Raw genomic sequence first — 19,915 nt, forward strand, 5'->3', positions numbered from 1 at the left:
GCCATCGGTCGGTCAGCAACTCATTTGTCAACATGTATGGCGCGCTAATCGCCTATTCATTTTACGAACGCAAGCCAACAGCACACGTCGACATAAGTAACCGTCTGCTCGCTTCCGGTGAATCTGAATGGGCCTTAGCTGCTTAAAAGATCTCATAGTTCGCGTTAAAATTAAGAATATTTTAAGCTTTAAGGCTAATAAGTGACCTAATTGAGTGTAATAACTGGTTGCATTTTTCTAGTAAGTTTTCCAAGGGTACTATCTATAGTGTGCTTATAGTCAGTTATTTGGTTTAATTTTCTATTAGGACTATAAGATGTTTCTATTAAATAAAAAATCTTTTTCCTGGCCCTGCTAGTATATATATAAACTTAGTTGCTAAATGACTAAGAGAAAAACATAACTTCTTTGCTCAATGGAAAAAGTTACTAACCGACCCGAGACAGGGTCTGCGGCCAGTCGCCGGTCGTTTCTTCGAGTAGCTGGAGCAGCAGCCGTTACTGGCGGACTGCTGACAGCCTGCTCAACCGCAGACGAAACATCTGTACAGCCAACTGGTAGCGCCCGTGCAGCGGGTGATGTTGTAAATCTTCCTACCGGTGATTTGGGTATTCTAGCATTTGCTTATGTACTGGAGCAACTGGAAGCCGCGTTCTACGAAATGGTTGTAATGAAGCCTTTCCTGAACATGACTTCGGGCCAAAAGCAAATTCTTACCGATATCGGTGGTCATGAAATCATACACCGTGAGTTCTTCAGAGCAGTAGTAGGCAATATGGTGCCAAACCTGACCTTCGACTTCTCGGGCGTTGACTTCAGTGACAAAGGCTCTGTGTTGCTTGCCGCAGCCGACTTTGAACTGGTGGGTGTAGGAGCCTATAACGGTGCTGGTAAGTACCTGAAAAACGCTGATTATCTGACCCTCGCCGGAAAGATCGTATCGGTTGAAACCCGTCACCATTCAATTATTCGTGAGCTTCAGTATCCCCGTTCAGATGCCTTCGCCGGACCTACCATTGTCACGAGCGATACAGGCCTGCACAAAGCTTACGAGCCAACATACGTGTTGCCGATCGCACAGAAATTCATCAAAGAAACAATTAACGCAAGCGCATTAGTAGGCAGCCTCGCATAAACCACTCGACTCCAATGAACTTACAAAATATAATTAGCGAAATTGAGAAAGTGGATGGCGAAGTCTTCGATCGCATGGCCCATGTTTCTCGTCGTGGACTTTTTAGTTCTCTGACCAAAAAAACGATTGCCGTAGCTGCTCCGGCTGTGATGGCTTCTATGTTTAATAAGGCGTACGGTAACCACATTCCTGCCAATGTAGCGGATGTATTTAACTTTGCGCTTGCACTGGAATACCTGGAATATCGCTTTTATGATATCGGGAATAACCTGAGCATGATTCCATCAGCGTATAAAGATGCTTTTGAGGTTATCCGCCGTCATGAGCAGGTACACGTACGATTACTTCAATCAGTGTTGTTAACTGCTGCTATCCCAGAGCCAAAGTTTGACTTCTCAGCGGGCGGTATTTTTACCGACACATTCAGCAACTTCCAGACGTTTGCCGCTATCGCTCAGACGTTTGAAGACACAGGTGTTCGGGCTTACAAAGGGCAGGCACCTAACCTGATGAATGCTCCTGCTTATCTACAGGTGGCTCTACAGATTCACGCTACTGAAGCGGCTCACGCTGCCAATGTACGTTACCTGCGCGGGCAAAAAGGCTGGATTACGGGTGGTACTGCCGCTATGCAGGGTCTACCTGCAGTAGTAAATGGCAACTACGCTGGTGAAGAGAATGTAGTGCAGGCCGGTGTTAACCTGGCAAATGCGCTGGTGGGCAACGCAAGTCTTAAAATTCCAATAACCATGGACATGGTTACCGAATCTTTTGATGAACCGCTCACGAAGGATCAGGTGCTGGCCGTTGTTGCTCCTTTCTTTGCCAAGTAAAATAACAATAAACTTAGTCAACAGACAGCAGGCCGCCGGGAGTTTCCCGGCGGCCTGCTGTCTGTTGACTCCTGTTACTAGTTTGATAGACCGAAAGCAGACAGTATTACAAATTCGTTAACCCTCGCCTGAATTTCATCCTGCGTTAAGTTCATGATACGCTCGGCCCCAAATTTTTCGACACAGAACGAAGCCATGGCTGAGCCGTATATGATGGCACGCTTCATGTTGTCGAACGATATATCGTCTGTCTTGGCCAGATAGCCAATGAAGCCACCTGCGAAGGTGTCGCCCGCACCTGTTGGATCAAAAACTTCCTCAAGGGGTAAGGCAGGCGCGAAGAAGATTCTATCTTCACTGAAAAGAAGTGCTCCATGTTCTCCTTTTTTGATGATAACGGTTTTGGGACCCAGGGTCTTAATTATGGCTGCAGCTTTTACCAGTGAATATTCTTTCGTCAACTGGCGCGCTTCTTCGTCATTAACAACCAGCACATCCACCAATTTCAGGAGACTCATTAAATCAGGATTAGCGATTTCAATCCACAGATTCATCGTATCCAGCACAACTAGCTTGGGTCGTTTGTGTAACCGCTCAATTACCATTTGCTGGATGGCAGGAGCCGTATTGCCCAGCATCAAATAAGTACAGTCCTGATACGATTCCGGGATAATTGGGTCGAAATCTTCCATAACGTTCAGTTGCACCTCAACCGTGTCGCGGGTGTTCATGTCGTTATGGTATTTCCCCGACCAGAAGAACGTTTTCTCCCCCTGTCTGATTTGAAGTCCTTCAGTATCAACGCCATGCTGATTAAGGTCAGCAATCATTGTTTGTGGAAAATCATCGCCCACAACAGCAACCAGGTTGTTGTCCTCCGTGAAGTACGATGCTGAAAGGGTAATGTAGGTAGCGGCACCTCCAATAATTTTGTCGGTCTTGCCGAATGGGGTTTCCAGTGCGTCGAATGCTACGGAACCAACGGTTAATAAGCTCATTTTTGCTTGGTTTATAGTTTACGGTTTACGGTTTATGATGCAACGGCGGCCCTGCATAAACCCTCAACCCGCAAATTTATTTTCTTCGCCCAATAACCGGGCAGCGTTTAAATGGTTTCGTTTCGTCGAAAAGTTTGCGGTACGTAATGTGCGTTTTAACGATTTTTGAGCCTAACTGACTGACAAAGCGCACCATAATCGGGTTGAAATCACCCACCCAGTTCATCTCCAATTCGGTGTATTGAAAGTTGGGATTGTGGTCGGCTTCGTGTGGCATCCGTAAAGCTATAGCTGCTTCAACGCCTTTCCCTTGATGTTCCGGTGCTACGCCAAATACCACGCCAAAAGCTTTATGGTTGGTTTTTAGTAGCATGTGCCACAGGAATTTCAACTTTCCTATCAAATCCAGTTTGCCATTTACGTGCTTGAATACCTGATTTAATTCAGGGAGGCACACAAAAAAAGCAACCGGCTCGTCAAGGTAATAGGCAAAATAAATGATCTTTTCGTCAATGACCGGCTTGAGCTTTTCCATCAGCAACTGGGCCTGACCGGGCGACATTTCCTTTACGCCACTGTGTCCTCCCCAGGCGGCATTATAAATATGCCGAAACTGCTCGGCGGCAGCGGGCAGGTGTTTTTTATCGATTGTCCGAAACGTGTAATCCGGATTTTCGTAAATGCGTTTTGCCCGGTCTTTCACCGCCTGCGACATTTCAGTTAGTTTCGCCCAGGTTGTTGGAATACCAAACGTAAATTGTTTGAAGTAATCTTTAAAGCCGTAATTCTCAAAGAACGGAATGTAATACGGCTTTGTGTAGGGCATGCAGTAGTTTGGCTCCCGGTCAAAACCATCCACCAGTAATCCCCACCAACGGTCGCGGTCACCGAAGTTGATGGGGCCGTCCATCGCTTCCATACCCCGGTTTTGAAGCCATGATTTTCCCGCGTCAAATAAAGCGAAAGCCGCTTTCTGGTCGTCAATGCATTCAAAGAAACCAGTGCCGCCTGTGGGCTGGTCATTATCCAGGTTGGCAATTTCGCGGTCGATAAAAGCCGCGATACGTCCAATGGTGCCGCTCTTATCATCTAATAGCAGGAATCGTACGCATTCACCATGTTCGAATCGTTTGTTTCGGGATGGGTCGAATATCTCCTCTACATCAGTATCCAGCGGACGAATCCAGCACGGATCATTCTTGTAGAGACGAACGGGAAACTGGATAAATTCTTTCTGATACTGAGCGTTTCCGCCTACTTCAACTAGCTGCATTACGGACCTAAAACGGGGCAAATAGAAAAACAAAAAGCGAATATAGCCAAAAGTGACCGAGTCGCTTCGGTTGCGCTACCGTTTTACTCGTAACAATCCGTAACTTCGCCGGTATGAACAGGACCATTTCGGCCATGCTGACTAAGAGAACCACCGTTTTATCCGCTTGTTGTTGTTACTGAACAAGTGCGCTTACACCACTACTACCATTCGGTAGTTCGTTTCCTCATCAGTTTCCTGAAACCAGTTATCAATCAATGCAACCGCTTCATTTATACAATACGCTTTCCCGAAAAAAAGAACTGTTCGAACCGCTGAATCCACCTTATGTAGGCATGTACGTTTGTGGACCAACGGTGTATAATTACGTTCACCTCGGTAATGTCCGTACGTTTCTGACGTTCGATACGCTCTACCGCTACCTGACTTTTATTGGTTACAAGGTCAGGTATGTTCGTAACCTGACCGATGTTGGTCATCTGGTAGGTGATGGCGATGAGGGCGAGGACAAGATTGGACGCATGGCCAAACTGGAAAAGGTGGAGCCGATGGAAATCGTGCAACGGTTCACCAATGATTTTCATACGGTGATGGCCCAGTTCAACACCATTCCGCCCAGTATTGAACCTACGGCTACCGGCCATATGGTCGAGCAAATCGAAGCGGTTCAGGCATTGCTTGCTAACGGACTGGCCTACGAGTCGAACGGTTCGGTTTACTTCGATATTGAAACGTATAATAAGCGGGGGGGGCAATACGGAAAGTTATCAGGCAGGATTCTGGACGACCTGCTGAATGAGACCCGGGAACTGGACGGGCAGTCCGAAAAACGCAGCCCGCTTGATTTTGCCCTTTGGAAAAACGCTTCTCCTGAACACATCATGCGCTGGAATTCGCCCTGGGGAGCAGGTTTCCCTGGCTGGCATCTGGAGTGTACCTGCATGAGTACCAAATATTTAGGTAAGCAATTTGATATTCACGGCGGGGGAATGGATTTGAAATTTCCGCACCACGAATGTGAAATTGCTCAGGGCGATGGGCTAACCGGTCACGACCCGGTTCGGTACTGGATGCACTCGAACATGCTGACGGTTAACGGCCAGAAAATGTCGAAGTCGCTGGGTAATTCATTCTTGCCAGCCGAATTGTTTTCGGGTTCTCACCACCTGCTGGAGCAGGCATACAGCCCTATGACCGTTCGGTTTTTTATGCTCCAGTCGCATTACCGCAGCACGCTTGATTTTTCGAACGATGCCCTAAAAGCGGCTCAGAAAGGCTATCGTCGGCTGGCTAATGGATTGAGGATAAGCAGAAAGTTAACCTACGCACCTGCAAACGAAAGTGCTTCTGATGAAGCAAAGCAGCAGGATATCCGGCAGGCCGTTCAGCAGTTTTATGAGGCACTGAACGACGACCTCAACACGGCTGTTGGCATTGCCCAACTGTTTACCTTGTTAAAGTATATCAATATGCTTTACCTGAACCAGCTTCAGGTGTCGGCTCTGGGCGAGGAAGTGTTTAATCTGCTTAAAGAATCATTTGCTACATTCATGCATGAGGTACTGGGTTTGCTGGAAGAAGGAATGGACAATCAACCTGTACTGGAAGGATTACTCACTCTTTACCGGGAATACAAGGACCAAAAGCAATACGACAAAGTAGATCAAATTCGTTCGTATTTTAAGGCGCAGGGGCTGGCTATCAAAGATATGAAACACCAGATTGACTGGGCTTACGAAGAGTAAAACGTTAGTCATTTTGCTTCGCAGTCATTATTTGTCATTCATTGACGAACTATTGAATGACAACCAGTGGCGATTGACTAACAGTAATGACGATTAATGCCAACCAAATGACAAAATTCACTCTTTTTCTCGCGGGCCTAACATTCGCCGTTATCTCCTGTAAAGAGAAACCTAAACAAACCGATACCGGCCAGACTGAGCAGGTGGCAACCGTTTCGGCTCCTCTGTTCAATGCTGATTCGGCCTACGCTTATGTTGAAAAGCAGGTAAATTTCGGTCCACGTGTCCCTAATACGCCGGCCCATGTGCAAACGGGTAATTACATCGTGGCTAAATTCAAACAATTTGGCTGTACGGTAACGGAACAGAACTTTGTGGCTACTACCTGGGATGGCAAGAAATGGAATGCCCGAAATATTATTGCCAGTATTAACCCACAGGCTGCCAAACGCGTCTTTATTTCCTCCCATTGGGATTCAAGACCCATTGCAGATAGTGATACCATACCAGCCAACCAAACGAAGCCCGTACCGGCTGCTAACGATGGAGCCAGTGGAGTGGGGGTGATGCTCGAATTGGCCCGAACGATTCAGCAATCCAAATCGAATCCAGCCATCGGTATCGATTTTATCTGCTTTGATGTCGAAGATTTGGGCAACAGTGACAAGGCGGCTAAGGATTACGAAAAAGAAAGCGGAACTATTGATTACTTGGGCTATGGATTAGGGTCTCGCTATTGGGCTAAGAATTTGCATAAACCCGGCTATTCGGCTTATTACGGTATTTTGCTGGATATGGTTGGTGGTAAAGGCGCTACATTCCCTAAAGAGGGGTACTCGACGAAAGTGGCACCAACCGTTGTAAATAACGTATGGCAGACGGCCAGCTGGTTAGGCTACAGCCAATATTTTGTTAATACACCAGGCGGGGAAATCACGGATGATCATATTGCTCCTAATACTATCGCCAAAATTCCAACCATCGACATAATTCAGATGAATTTGCAAACGGGTGGCTTTTTCCCGGCTCACCACACACTAGCTGATGACATGAGAAATATTGACCGGGGAACCCTAAAAGCCGTCGGACAGACTCTATTACAGGTATTATACAATGAGTAAATCGGAACGTCGAACCGGAGTGAAAAAGCGAAAGAGCGAATTAGAGCGTATTGGAATGCAGAGTCAAAATGGACGGGGATGGAGGGTGAACGTATTTTTTCTTGTCGGTATTTTATCTGCCCTATTCATTAGCTGTAATTCTACACCAGACCAATTCGGCCAACTGGACCTGAAGAAATGGCGGGGTGACCGGGGTGGATGCAACGGCGTTCGGGCGACGCTTGTGCCAGCATTCAAGTCGGAAGTACAAAACCTGAAGGGCAAAATGACCAATACCATTGGCGACCTGTTAGGTCGGCCGGACATTAACCAGATTGCCGACCGGAATCAGAAATTCTATATTTACTTCCTGGAGAAAGGACCTCATTGCGACCAACCGGGTGTTAAATCACAGAGCCGCTCGGTAGCTATTCGGATGAGTGCTATGGGTATAGCGACAGAGATTACGTTTCAAAATGGATTGCCCTGAGTATCTCTAGCGGTAAAACTTCTTTCGTTCAATCATCTCCTCTACCATTTCCGGCACCATGTACCGGATAGATCGATTCGCCCGGATACTCTCACGAATAAACGTGGCTGATATATCCAGTAAAGGTGCTTCAACCAATCGGACATTCGCGTGAGCTTTCAGTTCGCTTTCTTTGCTGCGAGGGCGTGGATACACATACAAACCATAGTAGTCAAGAATCTTACCGTAATTCTTCCAGTTCGTAAACTGCTCCAGATTATCCTCGCCCATAATGAGTCGAAATACGTGTTGCGGATACTTTTCGCTGAGACGTGCCAACGTGTCAATTGTGTAACTGGGCTTAGGCATCGAGAACTCAATGCTGTTCGCTTTAAGACGGCTATTGTCAGCAATAGCTCGCTCTACCATGTCGAGCCGGTCAAATTCGTGCAACAGACTTCTGGTTTTCTTGAACGGATTTTGGGGGGATACAATAAACCAAACCTGTTCCAGGTCGGTGTTGGTAGCCATCGTGTTGGCAATAATCAAATGGCCAATGTGGATGGGGTTGAAGGAGCCAAAAAACAAGCCAATTTTCATAAGAGTCGTGAGTGAGGAGCTAAGGGTGAGAATACTACGCGTCAGCACGCTCACTCCTGAGTCCTCGCTCCTGATACTGTTAAATTAGGGTTGCTTTCGCTGGTACTTTGTTCTCCTCGATAAAGTTATCGACCAGAGTCTGCGCTTTTTTCAGCGATTCGTGCAGGTCATCGTTCAATAGAACCACATCGAAACGGTTCTGAAAACTCATTTCAAAGTGAACCTTAAAAAGGCGTTTGGACAGACTTTCTTCCGTTTCGGAACCCCGGCCAATCAACCGTTCACGGAGGGTTTCTTCATCAGGTACCTTCACGAAAACAGCTAATGCTTTATCGCCATAAAACTCTTTTAGTTTTAGCCCTCCCTGTACATCTACATCGAAGAGAACGTGTTTTCCGCTGTCCCAAAGACGCTGAATTTCTGATTTCAAGGTTCCATAGAACGCACCCGTATATACTTCTTCCCATTCAACAAATTCACCCTCATCAATTTTTTGTTTAAAATCTTCGGGAGTCAGGAAGTAATAATCTTTCCCATTTTCTTCAGCACGACCCCGGCGGTCGCGGGTGCAGGCTGAAATGGAAAAGCCGAGATTCGTATTCTCGGCTAGCAAATGCTTGACAATGGTAGTTTTTCCGGAACCAGAGGGGGCTGAAAAAATGATAAGTTTACCGTCCACAGTGGCGATGGTTAAGTAAAAAAAATATTGGGGTAACTGAGGTGGCCATCATAAGCTTTACCTCAACTACCCCAATTGCTTAGACTCGTATTAACTAAAACTCAGAATTCTGGATTTGATTGTATCCACCAGTTGATCAGGGCAACACCTTTTCTCCATTCGTTTAGTCAACAGTTCCTTAACTTCCCGTTCAAGATTATACATCTCAATGCAGGGTTTGCAGGATTCTAAGTTGGCTTTTACTTTGGCTAGTTGTTGGTCGGTAGCTTCTCCGTCCAAAATCAACTGAATCATCTTCAGGCAATCGGCCCGGTGATCGCATTTTTCTTTCATCTCTGGCTTTACACTGGATGAAGATGATGTTGGCAATGAGGTTTGCATTGGAAAAATTTAATTTATTCCAAGAATAATAATACCATTAAGTTATGAGCAGAACCAATTTAGACGTAGGAAAAGTTCGGTTTAGTCGCCATTTTCTTCTTTATAGCCCATTGACGATGCGTAATCGCGCAATTTTTCTTTCAACAGGTTACGAGCACGGTGTAAACGGGAACGGACAGTACCAATTGGTATATCCAGAATCTTTGCCATTTCTTCATATGTAAATCCTTCGATATCACAAAGGATAATTACCGTCCGAAAATCAACTGGCAGTGAATTCAGTGCATTCGCTACTTCATCCCCAATTAAATCAGAAACAGACTCAGCCCGTAGGTCAACTGTATGTTCAGATTCGGCATCTTCAGAATTATAGGTGGTTTCAACATCCTGATAATCTACTTTTGCCGGTTCTTTACTTTTCTTCCGATAATCGTTGATGAAGCTGTTCTTCAGAATGCGGAACAGCCACGCTTTGGCGTTAGTTCCTTGCTCAAACGACGAAATAAACCTAAAAGCTTTCAAATAGGTATCCTGGACGAGGTCATTGGCATCGTCCTCATCCATTGTTAGCCGAAAGGCAAAATTGTACATGGAGTCAATGTGAGGCATGAACTCCTTGTTGAATACCTGGTACTTCTGCTCATCCGTGTATCGGCGGGCAGGGGTTTCGTCCGGGGTCTGCTGAACAGCATCACCGTTAGGAAGCAATTGGTCGTCGTCGCGAGTTGGCGTATCTGACATAACTGGGTGTATGGTCGCCATAAAAGTAAGGGTAAATTGCCGTTTAGTGTCGGCCATTCTTAAGGAATTCGCGAATAAACCACATCAAATTCCTGATTTGTAGTCTAACTCACTGCAAAAACCAATCCTTTGTTTAAAAATAAGGTTCAAAAATAAGTCTGTATGACGAATTGGCAGTGAACGTTTACAGGTCTTCTCATGTTAAAGCCGACCTATCCACCACTAAAAGTGGCAAACAGGTCGGCTTTACGTATCTTACTGATTAATTAAACCGTGGCCGATTTAAAATAACGTTTCAACCATGAGTCGGATGCCCGGATATGCCAGCCTGTCAAAAACTCCGACTTTTTTGCCACCAACGTATTTAGTACTGTCGAATCAGGGGTAATGATACCTTCGGTAACGGCAGTTTTCAGCCCTGGTAATGCAAATGTCGAAACGGTTCCATCGGCTAATCGAATGGCGGCTGAGCGGTCAAAAAAGTCAACATTCAACTGTTGGCCAATCTCCCGTAAGGATCGTACAGATGCATCGATCGAACAGCCGCTGGGCAGGTTATAGCCCTCATCGACACCAACAATAACAAATCGATTGTCGATGACCTGCATGGACGCCAGTAACGGTTGCCCATGCGCTGCCCATTGGTTCAATGCAGGCTTTAGTGCCTCCTCAATCGTTTTTACTTCATCCGTTATCAGCGGGCGGTTAGCCTGATATACCCAAACGCGGGCCTGGTCCGGTAGTTGGTCGAAATCGATGTACATGTTCAGTGGAGAGTGTATAATGACGAGTGTAGAGCAGAATCATAAAGCAGTATCATTCTTTACCCTTCATTAAACTCATAACCCTTGCTTTTGGGCGATGAGTTCCGAAATGTCGTAAACACGTACGGTATCCTCTTTGTTCTTGTTTTTAACACCATCGGACATCATCGTCATACAGAATGGGCAGGCTACCGCGATGGTGTCGGCACCCGTAGCGAGTGCTTCTTCTACCCGCTCCACGTTCACATCTTTATTCCCTGGTTCTGGCTCTTTAAAATACTGGCCACCTCCCGCCCCGCAACACAAGCCGTTGGCCCGCACGCGTTTCATCTCGACCAGATCGGCATCCAAAGCTGCCAGTACATCGCGGGGCGCTTCGTACACTTTGTTGGCCCGGCCCAGGTAACATGAATCGTGGAATGTTATCTTCCTGCCTTTGAAAGACTCCCCATCCTTTACCTTTATACGGCCTTCATCAATAAGGCCCTGTAAAAACTGGGAGTGGTGAACAACGTCGTAATTACCGCCCAATTCAGGGTATTCGTTCTTGAGCGTATTAAAACAATGCGGGCAGGCTGTCACAATCTTTTTGACATTATAGCCATTCAATACCTGAATATTAGCCACCGCCTGCATCTGAAACAGGAACTCGTTTCCTGCCCGACGGGCCGGGTCGCCAGTACAGGTTTCCTCTGGTCCTAACACGGCAAACTTGATACCTACGTGATTCAAAATGCGGACAAAGGCAATCGTTACCCGCTTATAGCGGTCGTCAAATGACCCGGCGCAGCCAACCCAAAACAAAATTTCTGGTTCCTCGTTCGTTGCGGCCAAATCAGCCATGGTTGGTACGGTGTATGTTTTTTCAGTAGTCATAATTAAAGTGATCAGTATTTTGTAGTTGGTTTATAGTTGCGGTTCCCCGCCGGGACTGACGTAGACAATAAGGGCGCGTCAGCCAACCACAAAACCAACTTCCGTAAAGCATAAACCATTAATCATTCACCTGGTCTGCCCAGTTGAACCGGTCACTGGGAGAAAATTTCCAGGGAGCCATATTATTCTCAATATTGCTGAACATGGCGTTCCAGGAGGCTGGTGCCTGAGATTCTTCCATAACCCGATACCGGCGCAACTGGAGAATAATATCCAGCGGATTGATATTGATAGGGCAGGCATTGATACAGGCCTGACAGGTTGTGCAGGCGTTTATCTCCTCCGCAGTAATGTAGTCGCCAAGTAGTGATTTATCGTCCTTGTAATCGTCTCCATTCGCTTGCCAGCCACGCCGGATGTCTTCAAGCCGGTCCCGGGTGTCCATCATGATTTTCCGGGGAGATAACTGTTTGCCGGTAATATTGGCCGGACAGGCCGAGGTACAACGCCCGCATTCTGTACAACTGTAGGCGTTCATCAGGTTTATCCATTTCAGGTCGTACACATCTTTCGCCCCGAAACGACCAATGTCTGCCGGCGAATCCACGCCAGATGCAGATTCGCCCGGTTGCTCCCCGTTATCATTTGCCTGTGACCCATCGGCATTCGTCGAGAGTGGTAAGCCAAGTGCCAGTTGCACCTCTTTCGTGATTTCGGGCATATTCTGCATCTCACCTTTGGGTTGAAGGTCGGAGAAGTAAACATTGGGAAAGCCCAGCGCAATGTGCAGATGTTTGGAATACGTTACGTAAATGGCAAAGGCGAGAATGCCCAAAATGTGGAGCCGCCAGGCCGTACGTTCGTAGGCTATCAACGCCGTATCGCTGAAATTGGTGAACAGGGGCTTCAGGTACTGACTGAGTAGGAAATCAGGTACAATCCCGCGCAACTCGCCGTAATGACCGACACCCCGGTCCCTCAGAACGCTATCAGAGGCATTCCAGGTCAGGAAAGCAATCATCAGCAGGATTTCGGCGATAAGAATGATGGCGGCATCCGTACGGGGCCATTCAGTCATTTCGCGGTGACGTTCCTGCTGGAACCGGGCGACCCGTGCCACAAACCGACGGCAAAGGAACACCACACATACGCTCAGAACCCCAAATGCCAGCAGTTCAAAAATATCAATTAAAATAGAATAAACGGGCGTGATGGACGGCGCGAACAAGCGATGAGTTCCCAGAATACCATCGAGTATTATCTCCAGAATTTCGATGTTGATGATGATGAACCCGGCATAGATAACAAAGTGCATCAGGCCAACGAGCAGATTGGTAAACATCTTTTTCTGCCCAAAAGCTACTAACACCATTGTCTTCAATCGCTCACCGGCATGGTCGTATCGGTTTTCTGGCCGCCCAAGTTTGATAGCGCGGGAAATAAGCCGGACACGTTTGCTAATGTACCAGACTACGGCAGCTAATGCCGCGACAAATAAAATCTGCTGAATAATTTCCATTCATTTGATAAGCTTGTTTCGACTGATAATCAATAAAATACGACAGTCGAAAGAACGTTGTTAAAAAATATTCTAGTCTATTTGTTGCAGGAAGACGAAAACGCCTTACTTTTGCACCCACGTTTTAAACGGTTCCGCCGTTACGGTGATGTAGCTCAGTTGGTAGAGCAAAGGACTGAAAATCCTTGTGTCGGCGGTTCGATTCCGTCCATCACCACCCTCAAAAACCAGGGAGTTACGATTGAAAATCGTGGCTCCCTTTTTTGTTGGTACAATAATGATACAACATTTGTATTGTGAGTCTGCTTCATAATCTGTTGGGTAACAACACTTGAAGTTGGCTAAATGTAATTAACTATTTTGCGCCCCGCCAATCCGTTGTCTGTTCCGAATAGGCTGCGACAGGATGTACTAATGCAGAAAACGCATTCGTCTGCGAATATAAGCACTTTCCTCTTATTATTATGCATGCATACTATATCTGGATTACCGCTGCATTGTTGTGATATCCCGGAGATTTTTAGGGGGTAAATTCTTTGTTTGAGCCAGTTGTTAATGATTTTTCAGACTGGTAATTCTACTATTTTATTACAAAGTCCGTAGTAGTCGTTGTTTTCTTAAAATGACGTGTTATGTATTTATAAGTCTGGTAAACAGGTTTTTAAAAGTGGTAAGCATAAGTCAGTTCTAGCATTTCAATAAAAAAAACGGGATAGTTCAATGAGCTATCCCGTCTACAAAAAATCCCCAAATGGTCGCTACGGTTTAGGCGCACCAGTAGAGTTACTTCCGCTGGCGGGTGCGAGCGAATTAATCCAGGCGGCAATCTTCAGGGCGTCGGCTTTAGGAACCTGCGGCATGGGAGGCATTTCGGTGGCGTACTCGGGCCAGTGTTGCGGCTTGGGGTTGTAAATCAGTTCGACGATCTGGTCATTGGTATATTTGCGTTTGGCCACATCCGCAAAAGCGGGGCCAACCTGCCTTTTCTCGGCCTGATGACAGGCCGAACAGGTGTGGCGTGTCAGCAATCCTTTCACCTGCTCATAAGTCGGAGCCTTGGCCATCGTTACGGCCTGCCCTTCCACTAACCTGGGCTTACCGCCGGTTTTGGTGGCTTCCTTTTTTCCAGCTACCACTGGTACGGCTACCGTTGATGTTGCGGCTGAATTCTTTCCGTCTCCACGGCGGGTGCTTACGTCGCTCATCGCTAATTTGTCTCCTGTTGGGATGTTGTTAAGCGTATAGTACGCAATGGGGTGAACAAGTGAATAAGACCCTTCGACTCCCCGAACGCCCTCCAGCGTCAACTGGTGGATGTAATACTTCCGCAAATCACCAACGATCAAACGGGCTTTCATCCCATCAGCCGAAACCTTCACTCCTTTGATGGGCAGGGCCTCTTTATTGACGGTTGGGCTACCATAGACAGCGTGGTATTTGTACAGGAAACTCTCCACCCGGTAGGAGGACAGGTCTTCAGCTGATTTCCGGTCGACAGGTTTGGTAAACTCAACCTCGAAGCCGTCGGGCATGGCTTTTACCGTGCGCATTTCAAATGGTAAGGTTCCATTCCAGGCCAGTCGCTGTAAACCTTCGTTGGCTTCTCCGGCCGATCCCCAACCCCGGTTCGTTTCACCCACAAACAGCGATCCATCCTGCGCAAACGCCATTCGTAATACGCCCGACTTAAACCCGTTTCGAAATTCGATGGCGCCACCCTGATACTCGCCATTTACTTTTTCCATGAACACCCGCGAAATTTTGCTCATGCCCTGATCGCCCACCAGCAATTGCCCGGCAAAGGGGCCGAATGCACCCTGTGGAATCTCCACAATTTCGGAGTTTGAAATACCCAGAATACCATGCGGTAACCAAACGGCGGGTACCTGAATGGCAGCTCCCGGAAACTTGTCCTTCAGCGTGTATAAGAGTGTAGGGGTTTCGTTGACTACGTTTTCGGGTTTTATGGCCCGTCCGCTTTCGTCCCGTCGTCGGCGTTCATCAATCTGCGCGTCGAATTGCTCGGTGGTCAGTTTGACCGGCGAGTTGGTCATGCCCGTCCACCGCAAACCTGCAGGATGCCCAACAAACGACCCTTTTTTAACGTGAACAATACCTCCTGAACCTATCCAGTCTCCCTGATTGTCGGCATAGAAAAGTTCGCCGTCGAAGAGGCCCAGTCCGGCGGGGGAGCGCATACCCGTGGCCCAGGGCTGCATAGTGCCGTTCTCGCTAATTTTCATGGTCCATCCGCGCCAGGGAACACGACTCTCGCCCCGCCACCATTCTTCATTTCCAAAGGCTACGTTGCCCGTCACAAAAAACTGCCCGTCCGGGGCAATTTTAGGACCGAAGCTATACTCATGGTAATGTCCCGATAAAGGCCAGGCGAAAATCGTCTCAAATACATCGGCTTTCCCATCCTGATTGGAGTCAACCATTTTAGTGAGTTCACCCCGCTGGGCACAATAAAGGGCACCATCCTTGTAGGCAAGGCCCAATATTTCGTGCAGTCCCGACGCAAATTTCCGGAAATAAGGACTGCGGCTGGTGGGGNTTTCTACAATCCATACATCGCCCCGACGCGTGGCTACGCCCAGATTACCGTTGGGTAGTACGGTCAGACCGCCTACTTCGAGCAGTGTGCCTTCGGGAGCGGTCACTTTCAGAATCTTAAAAAAGTCTTCCTCCTTCGGCGATTCCTGCGCCCATAGCAGCGTAAAACTGGCTAGCGTGAAGAGGGTTGTTAGTAGTCTTTTCATGTCAGAACAAAATCGAGTATGTCACTTTTTCTTTCACCGGCACAATTAATTCCTGTCGGCCATTGCTTTCACGAATGATGGCTTTAGCACCTCCTACATCATCAAGCCTGATGAATTCCTGCCCGTCCACGAGATACATAGTATTGTCCAGCGCACTGATCGTTGTGCCGCTAATGAGCCGGGCATATAGACTGCCAGACGGATTCCTGACGGTCACTTCCCGCTGAATACCCTTGCCTTCGGCCAGCACCCGGATTTTATCATCAACCGATGCATCGTAGCTTTGGTAGCGGAACGTAGGGCGGTCATTTTCATCCAGCACGTATCCTTTTGGTCGATAGGCAGAGCCGGTTGTATCGGTAGGCCAGTTGGCCTGGGGAGAGGGTAACTTGCTCAGAAATAATACCGGAGTCCCCATCCGCTGCACCATGCCCGTGGGACGGGAAGATCCGTCGCCCCGGTCGTGCCACATTGGTGTAGCATCCAGGAAATTACCCCGCCAAACCTGCACCAGCGCGCCTTTGTCCAGGTCGTACGTGTAATGAATCTGCTCCGGGCTGCCTACTGAAATGGCGTGGGTTACACGAAGTCCGCGGCCCTGCTGCCCCAGTGCAGATTCTGCCGGAATATCCATAAAACTTCGGAGAAGGGTATTCGTCTGTGCCTCTACAATAATGGGGTCCACATCACTTCCGTTTCCACCAGCTCCTTCGCTTACGGCAAACTCACGAACACCCGGTCCGGCCATGGTGAGGCCCACCGCAGGCTGCGCCCAATCGATAAATTTGCTGTAGAGCAGTTCAAAAGGCAGATCGCCTTTGGGCAGGGTTGCCTTTCCGCTACCATCCCTGCCAACCGATGCAACAACCGTCTGGTTGTTTATTTTTAGTATTCCTCCACCCCCCGGAACACCCAGGTTAAAGCGGTATTCGCCGGGTTCGGCCACGCGCATGGTGCCGGTATAGCGAATGAGAAATTCGTTGGGAATCCGGCTTACTGATGCCGACAGTACTTTAGTCGCTCCTTCTGCTTCCGGTGCTTTTCCCCCGAATACATAATCAGACTCCTTCTCATACTTTCCTTTATACACGGCATAACTAAGGTCGAGTAGTTCGGGGCGGGGTTTGTCATATAGCACATAGCGAATGTTACGGAAAGCAACGGCTCCATGGTCGCCCTGAAGCATAAGCGGACCAAGTGGTTTTTCGTCCTCAAAAGCAGCCGAACGGGTTGGGCCAGTCAGGTCAACGTTTTCGTGAATAACAACTCCGTTTAGCTCAACCCGAATCATGCGGGCATTTTCAGTCTTTTGGCCACCCGCATTGAAACGGGGTGCCTGGAAGGAGATCTTTACATGTTGCCACAAACCAGGGGCGCGACTGGCGTTCTGGCGGGCAGGATGGCCTTCATACCCTTTTTGTCCATCGGGGCGCTTTTCGTCCCAACGCTCGTAAATAGACCCATTGTCTACTGTTTTAGGTCGGCGAACATTCCAGCTATCAAATAACTGCACTTCGTACCGTCCCTGTAAATAAATACCCGAGTTCGATTGGGCGGCCATCATGTATTCTAGCTCCAGATCAATATCGCCATGCTGGACGTTTGTCAGCAGGTTATATTTCTGACCAAAGCTGGCATCGGCTGGTACATTGGCCAGGACACCCGTGCCTTTCCCGGTCGTCAGGGTATTGGCTTTGTTGAGGTCTGCACGAACGCTTCCCACAATACGCCAGTTTGGCGTAGGGGAAACAAACGCACTCAGGTCGTTAAGTTGAATGGCTGTACCGGGCACTGGTGCGGGTTGGGCCAGGCTCAGTAATGGCCCAGTCAGTCCAAGACCAACAGCCCCGCTAACCGCCAGTAACCTACGGAAACAAGCCGAAACGGTAGTGGTTATCATAGATTATGTCGTCAGGTTTAAGGGGTTAAAATTACATTTTTTCCAGCTAAAAGACCGCTATTAGACATTTACCTTATCTTTGGGTGTTTTTACCAAAGAATATATTAACCCGAATTAGTTCTTATGAAAAACCTCCATGTATCCCTGGCTGTGTGTGCAGCTATTACCAGCCTCGCCCTGTCAAATAAGGTTATGGCTCAGCCGGAGCCAGGTAAGCAAACCCCCCAATCGACCGAAATATGGGAGCCAGTACCACCCGTTGTGACACCGGGTACCGTGTCGGCTAATACCAGCGGCACTACCCCTCCGTCTGATGCCATTGTACTTTTCGATGGTAAGAATACCGACGAATGGGTGGCGATTAAAGGCTACTCGCCGGCTAACTGGGAGAACACGAACGAAGGACCCCTTAAATGGCCAGTAACCGATGGGATTATGTACTCGACCAAAGGCTTTTCGGCCCGGTCGAAGAAGGAGTTTAACGATTTTCAACTGCATGTTGAGTTCAAAACTCCCGAAAAAGTAGAAGGCAACAGTCAGGCGCGGGGTAACAGCGGTATCTTTTTGCAGGGCCGTTACGAGTTGCAGGTGCTGGACAACTACAACAATCCAACGTATGTAGATGGGATGGTTGGCTCGATTTACAAGCAGACCATTCCCCTGGTTAATCCCAGCCGCCCACCGGGTCAGTGGCAAACCTACGATATTGTTTATCAGGCTCCCCGCTTCAATAAAGCGGGTATGATGGTTGATTACGCATACGTTACGGTGCTGCTCAATGGCATATTGGTAGAAAACCACGCGGCCATTCGCGGTACAACGGAATACATTGGTTATCCAAAAGTGCAGCCACACGGTGCCGGGCCTATTTTATTGCAGGATCACGGCAACCCGGTTGGCTTTCGCAATATCTGGATTCGACCCTTATAATTGCTCACCGCTTACGAATAACAGACAGGCCCTCGGTAAATGCCGGGGGCTTTTTCGTATCATTGATGTATGTTAGTTCATCGTCTGAAATAAAGTTTCTATGCGACTACTCTACTACCTATTTCTGCTGGCCATTTTGTTACTAACAGCCTGCTCTACCACTACCGTCTACATTGTTCGTCATGCCGAAAAGGTAAACGAGACTGATACCACGAATCTCACTCCAGCCGGATATGCCCGGGCAGAAGCGTTAGCTGACACGCTGACTACGAAGGGTATCGACTCCATTTTTACTACCCCCTATCGACGGACGCGCCAAACGGCACAGCCGCTTGCCACACGACGGGGTATTCCTTTGATGGATTACCCGGCGAAACCTACGGAGGCTATCGTTAAACGTGTCAGTCAAATCCGTAGTAAAACTGTTCTGGTGGTTGGTCATAGCAACACGATTCTGGAGATTGCCAGAGGGCTGGGTGCCAAACCAGCAATGACTAAGATTGAATCAGGTGATTTTGATAACCTGCTTCGTGTGAATATCCGGCGTGGGCTGCTGGGTAAATCGGTTACGTTTTCGCAGTTTACCTATGGTGTGATTACCCCGCCCTAGGGACATTCTGCATCCGTTTTTATCCGTTTCGTCAGCCGATTATCTCAAGTCAAATAATTATGCTGTTTCACAACTTACTGATAAACATATATTTGCTTTACTACCTGTCGCCAATTGCTTTATGAAACAACGTCTCCTCACCGCCCTATCGCTTACCCTGATGATAGGTTTTATTTGGACCCAGACATCGTGTAGCCGGAATGCGACCCCTGCCAATTATAAAGGCAGCCAGCTTATGCTGGGTAATGGAGGAGGAATCACGGGTTTCTCTACTACATACTATCTGCTGGCAAATGGAAAGATTTTTAGTCGGAGCAGCCGCGATACTGTATTCACGTTTATTGGCCGACAAACCAGAGCCAATACAAAGCAGGTGTTTAAAACGGCGGAACAAGACTGTGCCATCAAGACCACAAACTTTGACCACCCTGGCAACACCTACAAGTTTGCCCAGTGGAAAAAAGGAGAAGAGAGTTACAAGGTAACCTGGGGAGATATTGGTGAAACGGTACCGGCCAGCTACCCCCGGTTATATACCTCGTTCATGGCAACGCTTCCCGCGTTTAAGACGCTGGATTAGACTACAGATTTGACTTGTTG

At 47.8% G+C, this 19,915-nt stretch carries 19 protein-coding genes and 1 tRNA gene; 9 read left to right on the top strand and 11 right to left on the bottom strand.

Annotation, left to right across the window (positions count from 1 at the left end; translation table 11 throughout):
* Positions 1-415 precede the first annotated feature (415 nt).
* Both B157_RS0115535 and B157_RS0115540 read left to right on the top strand, forming a co-directional pair.
* Entirely contained in the window at positions 416-1,135 is a 720-nt protein-coding gene (locus tag B157_RS0115535; RefSeq protein WP_020604222.1) for a ferritin-like domain-containing protein, read from the top strand.
* 14 nt (positions 1,136-1,149) lie between these two features.
* Positions 1,150-1,968: a ferritin-like domain-containing protein gene (locus B157_RS0115540; protein WP_020604223.1), complete on the top strand. Its 819-nt coding sequence runs from the start codon at positions 1,150-1,152 to the stop codon at positions 1,966-1,968.
* 77 nt (positions 1,969-2,045) lie between these two features.
* Here B157_RS0115540 and B157_RS0115545 read toward each other — a convergent pair whose 3' ends face one another.
* Together B157_RS0115545 and B157_RS0115550 are read right to left on the bottom strand one after the other, a co-directional pair.
* A complete protein-coding gene (locus B157_RS0115545; protein WP_020604224.1) occupies positions 2,046-2,966 on the bottom strand; it encodes a PfkB family carbohydrate kinase in 921 nt (306 codons plus the stop codon).
* Between the two features lie 76 nt (positions 2,967-3,042).
* Positions 3,043-4,239 (bottom strand): hypothetical protein, encoded by a 1,197-nt coding sequence (locus B157_RS0115550; protein WP_020604225.1) that lies wholly within the window; start codon positions 4,237-4,239, stop codon positions 3,043-3,045.
* A gap of 257 nt (positions 4,240-4,496) precedes the next feature.
* On the opposite strand from B157_RS0115550, the gene cysS reads away from it, so the two are divergent.
* The 3 genes from cysS (at position 4,497) to B157_RS0115570 (ending at position 7,574) form a co-directional block, all read left to right on the top strand.
* Positions 4,497-5,984 (top strand): cysteine--tRNA ligase, encoded by a 1,488-nt coding sequence (gene cysS / locus B157_RS0115560; protein WP_020604227.1) that lies wholly within the window; start codon positions 4,497-4,499, stop codon positions 5,982-5,984.
* A 107-nt stretch (positions 5,985-6,091) separates the two neighbouring features.
* On the top strand, positions 6,092-7,105 hold the full coding sequence (locus B157_RS0115565) for a M28 family peptidase (RefSeq protein ID WP_026308727.1): 1,014 nt from the start codon (positions 6,092-6,094) through the stop codon (positions 7,103-7,105).
* On the top strand, positions 7,098-7,574 hold the full coding sequence (locus B157_RS0115570; RefSeq protein ID WP_020604229.1) for a hypothetical protein: 477 nt from the start codon (positions 7,098-7,100) through the stop codon (positions 7,572-7,574). Before B157_RS0115565 ends, B157_RS0115570 begins: the two co-directional genes overlap by 8 nt.
* A gap of 6 nt (positions 7,575-7,580) precedes the next feature.
* Here the strand turns inward: B157_RS0115570 and nadD are convergent, their stop codons facing one another.
* The 7 genes from nadD to B157_RS0115605 form a co-directional block, all read right to left on the bottom strand.
* A complete protein-coding gene (gene nadD, locus B157_RS0115575) occupies positions 7,581-8,153 on the bottom strand; it encodes a nicotinate (nicotinamide) nucleotide adenylyltransferase (RefSeq protein ID WP_020604230.1) in 573 nt (190 codons plus the stop codon).
* A gap of 79 nt (positions 8,154-8,232) precedes the next feature.
* The gene (gmk, locus tag B157_RS0115580; protein ID WP_020604231.1) at positions 8,233-8,832 is read right to left on the bottom strand and encodes a guanylate kinase; all 600 of its coding nucleotides are present in this window, start codon (positions 8,830-8,832) and stop codon (positions 8,233-8,235) included.
* Positions 8,833-8,922: 90 nt separating this feature from the next.
* Positions 8,923-9,165, bottom strand: a complete 243-nt coding sequence (locus B157_RS0115585; RefSeq protein ID WP_020604232.1) for a hypothetical protein — start codon at positions 9,163-9,165, stop codon at positions 8,923-8,925.
* A 129-nt stretch (positions 9,166-9,294) separates the two neighbouring features.
* Positions 9,295-9,975, bottom strand: a complete 681-nt coding sequence (locus tag B157_RS0115590; RefSeq protein ID WP_211225000.1) for a sigma-70 family RNA polymerase sigma factor — start codon at positions 9,973-9,975, stop codon at positions 9,295-9,297.
* 245 nt (positions 9,976-10,220) lie between these two features.
* The gene (locus tag B157_RS0115595; protein ID WP_020604234.1) at positions 10,221-10,718 is read right to left on the bottom strand and encodes a hypothetical protein; all 498 of its coding nucleotides are present in this window, start codon (positions 10,716-10,718) and stop codon (positions 10,221-10,223) included.
* 75 nt (positions 10,719-10,793) lie between these two features.
* Positions 10,794-11,594, bottom strand: a complete 801-nt coding sequence (locus B157_RS0115600; protein ID WP_020604235.1) for a (Fe-S)-binding protein — start codon at positions 11,592-11,594, stop codon at positions 10,794-10,796.
* Between the two features lie 118 nt (positions 11,595-11,712).
* Positions 11,713-13,113 (bottom strand): 4Fe-4S dicluster domain-containing protein, encoded by a 1,401-nt coding sequence (locus B157_RS0115605; protein ID WP_020604236.1) that lies wholly within the window; start codon positions 13,111-13,113, stop codon positions 11,713-11,715.
* 144 nt (positions 13,114-13,257) lie between these two features.
* On the opposite strand from B157_RS0115605, the gene B157_RS0115610 reads away from it, so the two are divergent.
* Positions 13,258-13,330 (top strand) — tRNA-Phe (locus B157_RS0115610).
* A gap of 541 nt (positions 13,331-13,871) precedes the next feature.
* Here the strand turns inward: B157_RS0115610 and B157_RS0115615 are convergent.
* Together B157_RS0115615 and B157_RS0115620 are read right to left on the bottom strand one after the other, a co-directional pair.
* A complete protein-coding gene (locus B157_RS0115615; RefSeq protein ID WP_020604237.1) occupies positions 13,872-15,875 on the bottom strand; it encodes a c-type cytochrome in 2,004 nt (667 codons plus the stop codon).
* A gap of 1 nt (position 15,876) precedes the next feature.
* On the bottom strand, positions 15,877-17,775 hold the full coding sequence (locus tag B157_RS0115620) for a 3-keto-disaccharide hydrolase (protein ID WP_020604238.1): 1,899 nt from the start codon (positions 17,773-17,775) through the stop codon (positions 15,877-15,879).
* Positions 17,776-17,898: 123 nt separating this feature from the next.
* Here B157_RS0115620 and B157_RS0115625 point away from each other — a divergent pair, with 123 nt between their 5' ends.
* The 3 genes from B157_RS0115625 to B157_RS35470 all read left to right on the top strand — a co-directional run bounded on the left by B157_RS0115625 (position 17,899) and on the right by B157_RS35470 (position 19,895).
* Positions 17,899-18,705, top strand: a complete 807-nt coding sequence (locus B157_RS0115625) for a 3-keto-disaccharide hydrolase (protein WP_020604239.1) — start codon at positions 17,899-17,901, stop codon at positions 18,703-18,705.
* A gap of 100 nt (positions 18,706-18,805) precedes the next feature.
* A complete protein-coding gene (locus tag B157_RS0115630; protein ID WP_020604240.1) occupies positions 18,806-19,315 on the top strand; it encodes a SixA phosphatase family protein in 510 nt (169 codons plus the stop codon).
* A gap of 121 nt (positions 19,316-19,436) precedes the next feature.
* Positions 19,437-19,895 (top strand): hypothetical protein, encoded by a 459-nt coding sequence (locus B157_RS35470; protein WP_020604241.1) that lies wholly within the window; start codon positions 19,437-19,439, stop codon positions 19,893-19,895.
* Positions 19,896-19,915: the final 20 nt, after the last annotated feature.

The organism is Spirosoma spitsbergense DSM 19989, assembly GCF_000374085.1.
GTDB lineage: Bacteria > Bacteroidota > Bacteroidia > Cytophagales > Spirosomataceae > Spirosoma > Spirosoma spitsbergense.